This is a genomic window from Caulobacter sp. (assembly GCF_039596335.1).
GTDB lineage: Bacteria > Pseudomonadota > Alphaproteobacteria > Caulobacterales > Caulobacteraceae > Caulobacter.
On sequence record NZ_JBCNJZ010000014.1, the window covers coordinates 94,627 to 100,626 of the forward strand.

The 6,000-nt window shown below is 67.7% G+C and carries 4 protein-coding genes and 1 tRNA gene; 2 read left to right on the top strand and 3 right to left on the bottom strand.

All coding sequences use genetic code 11. The features are described 5' to 3' along the window. The first annotated feature begins 875 nt into the window (after positions 1-875). On the top strand, positions 876-1,169 hold the full coding sequence (locus tag ABDW31_RS23675) for a hypothetical protein (RefSeq protein ID WP_184714733.1): 294 nt from the start codon (positions 876-878) through the stop codon (positions 1,167-1,169). Here the strand turns inward: ABDW31_RS23675 and bioB are convergent. After that, positions 1,153-2,190 (bottom strand): biotin synthase BioB, encoded by a 1,038-nt coding sequence (gene bioB / locus ABDW31_RS23680; protein ID WP_343699727.1) that lies wholly within the window; start codon positions 2,188-2,190, stop codon positions 1,153-1,155. The genes ABDW31_RS23675 and bioB overlap by 17 nt on opposite strands. Before the next feature lie 99 nt (positions 2,191-2,289). On the opposite strand from bioB, the gene ABDW31_RS23685 reads away from it, so the two are divergent. Next, positions 2,290-3,771, top strand: a complete 1,482-nt coding sequence (locus tag ABDW31_RS23685) for an inorganic triphosphatase (protein ID WP_343699728.1) — start codon at positions 2,290-2,292, stop codon at positions 3,769-3,771. Positions 3,772-3,783: 12 nt separating this feature from the next. Here ABDW31_RS23685 and ABDW31_RS23690 read toward each other — a convergent pair whose 3' ends face one another. Together ABDW31_RS23690 and ABDW31_RS23695 are read right to left on the bottom strand one after the other, a co-directional pair. Continuing rightward, the gene (locus tag ABDW31_RS23690) at positions 3,784-5,796 is read right to left on the bottom strand and encodes a M3 family metallopeptidase (RefSeq protein WP_343699729.1); all 2,013 of its coding nucleotides are present in this window, start codon (positions 5,794-5,796) and stop codon (positions 3,784-3,786) included. 127 nt (positions 5,797-5,923) lie between these two features. Continuing rightward, positions 5,924-6,000: transfer RNA gene (locus tag ABDW31_RS23695), tRNA-Met, on the bottom strand.

Genomic DNA, 6,000 nt, shown 5'->3' on the forward strand with positions numbered 1-6,000 from the left:
TGTCCGCTATGGGTCGGGAACGGAAATCGCTCCCCCTCCCATAGGGAGAGGGTTGGGGTGAGGAGTTGAGGTGTTTGCCGGAGGGCCGGCGCACCGTCCGACATCGTGCCCCCTCATCCTCCCACCGGTTCGCGGAGCCCCCCTCTCCCTGGGGGAGGGCGTTCAGGGCGCTGAACGCTCGGCGTTGCCGAAGTCGAACCCAGCAAAATCAATCGCTTGTCGATTTTACGCGCCCGCGAATAATCCGCGCTCAAACTCGCCCCACAATCATCTTGTCCCCGTCGCAAGGGGAGGGCGCTTGGATCCGGCCCAAAGCGGCGGCGGGGACAGGTTGAGCGGGGCCGCTGGCGGCTCCCGGAAGGCTGGGTCAGGTCGTGCCGCTTACTCTTCAGGAGCGCGTACGGGTGGCCCGTTGTCCGGGACCAAAGCCGACAGCGGAGCGACAGGGCGGTGATCGTACAAGCCGCCTATCGTGGATCGTCGGGGTCGAGACGGATGTAGCCGATCGACTTGGTCCGCGCCCGTCCGGGGGTTCTTGGGGTCCCGAACCGACAAGGTTCACGCCCCCCGCCCTCACGGACAAGAACAGCCTGGCGGAGCGGTAAGCGAGCCGAAACACAACAAACCTCACGGTCTCCGGGTTCGCCCGGCCGCTCCGTCGCCTCCCTACCCAACTTCAGCGGATGGCCGCGTGAAGCGGCGGACTCATGACCAGCCCCCACCTGACTTCGCTTCGCGAAGTCTGTCCGCCCCCAAACGGGGCGGAGAGGAAAGGGCCTCCCGCGCGGGGCTTTCTCTATCCTCCCCCTCTTGGGGGAGAGGGACCGCCGAACGGCTGTGGAGGGGGCTTTCTGAAACGCAAAGGAGCCAACCCCATGCCCAAGCCCCTCATCCACGCGCGTCATGAGCGCATGTTCGGCAAGGGCCGCCTTCGCAAGCGGCGCGCCAAGATCGGCGATCACATCATGCTGGCGATGTACGACAAGCTGATCCTGTTCATGGACGAGGCCGAACACGACTTCCGCCAGGTCGCTCATCAGTATCCACCGGAGATCGCCGCCGACCTGCTGGCGACCGCGACCGAGACCCGGCGCGAGCTGCAGGCGCAACGGCAGGACCTGCTGACCCGGGAGAAGATCTCGTCGCCCAGCCCTACTCCGCGGCGATGAAATCCTCGGCCTTGGCGTCCATCTTCGCCTCGACGGGCGCCTTGCCGCCCATCGGCTTCAGATCCAGGTCCTGGAACAGCTTGCTGTCCTCGTCCATGTCCGGCAGCGGCGTGGTCAGCAGCTTGCCGCCGACGAAGATCGAGTTGGCGCCGGCCAGGAAGCACAGGGCCTGCAGGTCGCGGCTCATGCCCTCGCGGCCGGCCGACAGGCGGACCATCGATTTCGGGCAGACCAGGCGGGCGACGGCGATGGTGCGGACGAACTCGATCGAGTCGATTTCCTTGCCCTCGCCCAGGATCTTGTCGCCCAGCGGCGTACCGCTGACCGGCACCAGGCCGTTGATCGGCAGGCTGTCGGGGTGCGACGGCAGGGTGGCCAGCTGCCACAGCAGGCCGGCGCGGTCGCGGCGGGTCTCGCCCATGCCGACGATGCCGCCGCAGCAGGTGCTCATGCCCGCGTCGCGGACATAGGCCAGGGTGTCGAGGCGCTCCTGGTAGGTGCGGGTCGTCACCACCTGGCCGTAATATTCCGGGCCGGTGTCGAGGTTGTGGTTGTAATAGTCGAGGCCGGCGTCCTTCAGCTGTTGGGCCTGTTCGGCGGTCAGCATGCCCAGGGTGGCGCAGGTCTCCATGCCGAGAGCCTTCACGCCGCCGATCATGGCGGCCAGCTTGGGCAGGTCGCGGTCCTTCAGCTCGCGCCAGGCCGCGCCCATGCAGAAGCGCTGGGCGCCGCCGTCGCGCGCGGCCTTGGCCTTGGCGATGACGACGTCGGCGTCCATCAGCTTCTCGGCCTTCAGGCCGGTCTTGAAGTGGGCGCTCTGGCTGCAATAGCCGCAGTTCTCGGCGCAGCCGCCGGTCTTGACCGACAACAGCTGCGACAGCTGCACTTCGGAGGGATCGAAATGGGCGCGGTGGACGTTCGCCGCCTGGTAGACCAGCTCCATGAAGGGCAGGTCGAACAGGGCCTCGACCTCGGTCAGGGTCCAGTCGTAGCGGGGCTCAGCGGCGTTGATCTTGGTCATGGCGGCGGTTCTAGGACCGCGGCATCACGCTTGGCAAGACGTCAACGAGGCTGCAAAACGCTGACGTAACGATAGCGGAACATGGGATTTGGTCAGGTCATGGATCGCGAGATCGAGCTGAAATTCCTCATTCCGCCGGAAGCGGCGGCGCTGATCCTGGCCCAGTTGAAGGGCGAGGAAGCCGCCCGTCAGCTGGACGCGACCTATTTCGACACCCCCGACCACGCCCTGCGCAAGGCCGGCTTTGGCCTGCGGGTGCGCGACGGCGAGGGCGGTCGGAAACAGACCCTGAAATCGGCCTCGGCCGGCGGCGTCTTCGCGCGCGGCGAATGGGAGACGCTGGTCGCCGGCCCCGGTCCGGACCGCGACGCCCTGGCCCGCACGCCGGCCGCGGCGGTGCTGGACGGCCAGGACCTGGCCCCGGTCTTCACCGCCCGCGTCGAGCGCATCGTGCGGCTGGTCCAGGTCGGCGAGGCGACGATCGAGGCGGCCCTGGATCGCGGCGAGCTGCAGGCCGGCAGCCGGCACTCGGCGGTCTGCGAGTTGGAACTGGAGCTGAAGGCCGGCCAGCCCGCCGCCCTGTTCGACCTGGCCCGCCAGCTGGCCCGCCGTTCGCCCTTACGGCTTTCGCTGATCAGCAAGGCCGAGCGCGGCTACGGCCTGGCCGCCGGCGACGAGGGGGCGGCGCCCCACAGGCAGCCTTCGCCGATCAGCCCCAAGGCCAGCGTTGGCGAGGCGCTGCAGGCTCTGGGCCAGGCTGGGCTGATCCATCTGTGCGCCGCGCTCGAGGCTGTGCGTGAGCGGCCCGAGCCCGACGGCGTGCACCAAGCCCGGGTCGCCGTCCGCCGGCTGCGCAGCCTGCTGAAGACCTTCAAGGCCCTGGCCGGCGACGAGGCCGCCCGCGCGCTGGACGAGGAGCTGCACTGGCTGGCCGGCGAGTTCGACGCCGCCCGCGATCTCGACGTCTTCGCCGGCGAGGTCTGGAGTCAGGCCGCAACCGGGGCCAGCTTCGCCGGCCGAGACGATTTCGAGCGCGCCTTGCAGGCCGCCCGCGCCAACGCCTATCTGCGCATGGAGGCGGCGCTGGAAAGCCCGCGGACGCGCGGCGTACTGCTGGAGGCCGCCGCCTGGCTGGAGGCCGGCGCCTGGACCGCTGATCCGGCCTTGGCCAAGCTGCGCGCCAGCCCGGCCGACGCCTTCGCCGCCGGGGAGCTGGACCATCGCCGCACGCAGGTGAAGAAGCGCGCCAAGGCCTTCGACGATCTGGACGCTCACGGCCGCCATCGCCTGCGGCTGAAGGGCAAGACCCTGCGCTACGCCGCCGAGGATCTTGCGCCGCTGTTTCCGGACCATCCCAAGCGCAGCGCCCGGTTCATCGAGGCGGTGAAGACCGTGCAGGACGTGCTGGGCGCGCTGAACGACCGCCATGTGCGCGAGCAGCTGATCCAGACCGTGGCCCACGGCGACGCTCGCATGGCGCAGGACGCCGCGCGGGTGGCGCTGCGGAACAGCGACGAGGCGCTGCTGCACGACGCCCGCAAGGCCCTGGCCGACCTGCTGGACGCCAAACCCTTCTGGTGAGGATACTTCGAACTACTTCTTCTGCAGCTCAGTCTTGAACGCATCCAGGCTCAACGGCCGGCCCAGGAAATTCTGGATCAGCACATTGGCGTCCTGCGAGCCGCCCGGCTCCAGCACCAGCTTGCGATAGCGGGCCGCGACTTCGGGGTTGCGCATGCCGTCCTTGCGGAACTGGGTGAACAGGTCCAGCGCGATCGCCTTGGACCAGACATAGGTATAGTAGATCGCCGAATAGCCATCGAGATGGCCGAAGCTGGCGTAGTCGTGCGTCCCCTCCATCGGCGGCAGCTGCGAATAGCGCCGCACCTGGGTGTCGAACATCGTGTGCAGGTCGAAGTCGGGCTTGCGGTTGTAGTAGTTCAACGAGACCGCCGCATAGGCCAGCTGGCGCTTCCAGCGCCCCGGCTCGCCGAACCGGCGGCCCGCGTTCATCTTCTCCACCAGGGCCTTGGGAATGGCCTGGCCCTGCGGGTTGGACGCGAAGGTCTTCAGCGTGTCGTAGTCCCAGGTCCACTCTTCCAGCATCTGCGAAGGAGCCTCGATGAAGTCCCACTGCAGGCTGCCCATCGACTGGGCGCCATAGGTCGTGTGGCCAGAATACAGGGCGTGGATCAGATGGCCGAACTCGTGAAGGAAGGTCTCGACGTCGCCATGATCCATCGGACCCGAGGCCGGGAAGTTGCAGATCAGCGCCCCGACCGGGACCTGGCGTCCGGCCACGCCGGTGCGGATCGGGAACTGGGCGGCGTGGTTGTACTTGCCGTCGCGCGGATGCATGTCGAGATAGAAGCGGCCGATCAGGGTCCCGCTCTTGTCGTACAGCTCCCAGGCCGAAACGCTCTTGTCCCAGACGGGCGTGTTCCAGGGCTTGAACTGGGCGCCGAACAGATCCGAGACTAGGCCGAAGATCCCTTGGCGGGCCTTGTCATAGGTGAAGTACTGACGGACCTCGGCCGCGTCGACGCTGTACTTCTGCTTGCGCAGAAGGTTGCTCATGTAGCGGCTGTCGTAGCTTTCCAGCTGGCTGATCGACGGATCGACGGTCTTGGCGAAGGCCAGCAGCTCGGCCAGGTCGGCGTCGGCGCCGGGCTTGGCGGCCAGGTTGACGTCGTCCAGGAACGTGGCGGCGCGCTGCGGGTCGCCAATCATCTTGTCGGCGGTGATCAGGGTCGCGTAGTCGGCATAGCCCAAGGCCTGGGCCAGGGCGTAGCGCTTCTCCAGCAGCGACTTCAGCACCGCCTCATTGGCCGGCCAGCCGCGATTGAGGAAGGCGGTCATCACCTGCTTGCGCGTCTCGCGACGGCTGCCGAACTCCAGCACCGGGAAGACATCCGGGTAGTCGTAGGTTAGGTGCACGAAGCCGTCGGCCGCCGGCTTGTGGCTGTCGATGAAGTCCTGCGGGGCCCCGACCAGATCGGCGGGCGCCAGCTTGATGTCGCCCTTGTCGTCGCGAATGTTGCCCGCGAACTTCAGGCCGATCTCGGTGATCTCTTTCTGCAGCGCTGCGACCTTGGTCCGCGTGGCCGCATCCTTGTCGACGCCGGCCAGCCTGTAGTTGGTCAGCGTCTTCTTCAGCGTGAAGTCGGTCTTGGCGTCCAGGCCGGCGGTCGGGATGGCCGCCAGGCGATCATAGATCGGCCGCGACAGCGAGATGGCGGTGCTGAGATCCGACAGCTTGGGAATACAGGCCTCGGCGGCGTCGCGCACGGCCTTGTCCGGGCTGGTCTGCGAGACCAGGTAGAGCTCGTTGTAGCCGTCGCCCAGCCCCAGGGAGAGGGTGTCGAAGGCCGCGAAATCACCGGCGATCGATGCGGGACCGGTGCGGGCCTCCAGCTCGGCCTTGGCCATGGTGCTGACCGCCAGCACGGCGTCACAGCGCGCGGCGATCGCGGCCGGCGCGGCCTCGGCGACCGGCAGGGTCTTCAACAGGGCGTCGACCGCGGCGTCAGTCGGGGTCGCGGCCAAGGCCGGCGCGGCGGACAGCATGGTCCCGGTCAGCAGCAAGGCCAGGTGCAAACGCGGCATCCCAAATCCCCCAAAGTTCTGTTCTGCGACTTGGGTAGGCGGTGGATCTGGGCGACGCAATTCAAATTGTCGGAGGCTGAAACGCGAAAAGCCGCCTTGCGGCGGCTTGTTCGGTAGAAAGTACCCTTGGGTGCGGGGACAGGATTTGAACCTGTGACCTTCAGGTTATGAGCCTGACGAGCTACCGGGCTGCTCCACCCCGCG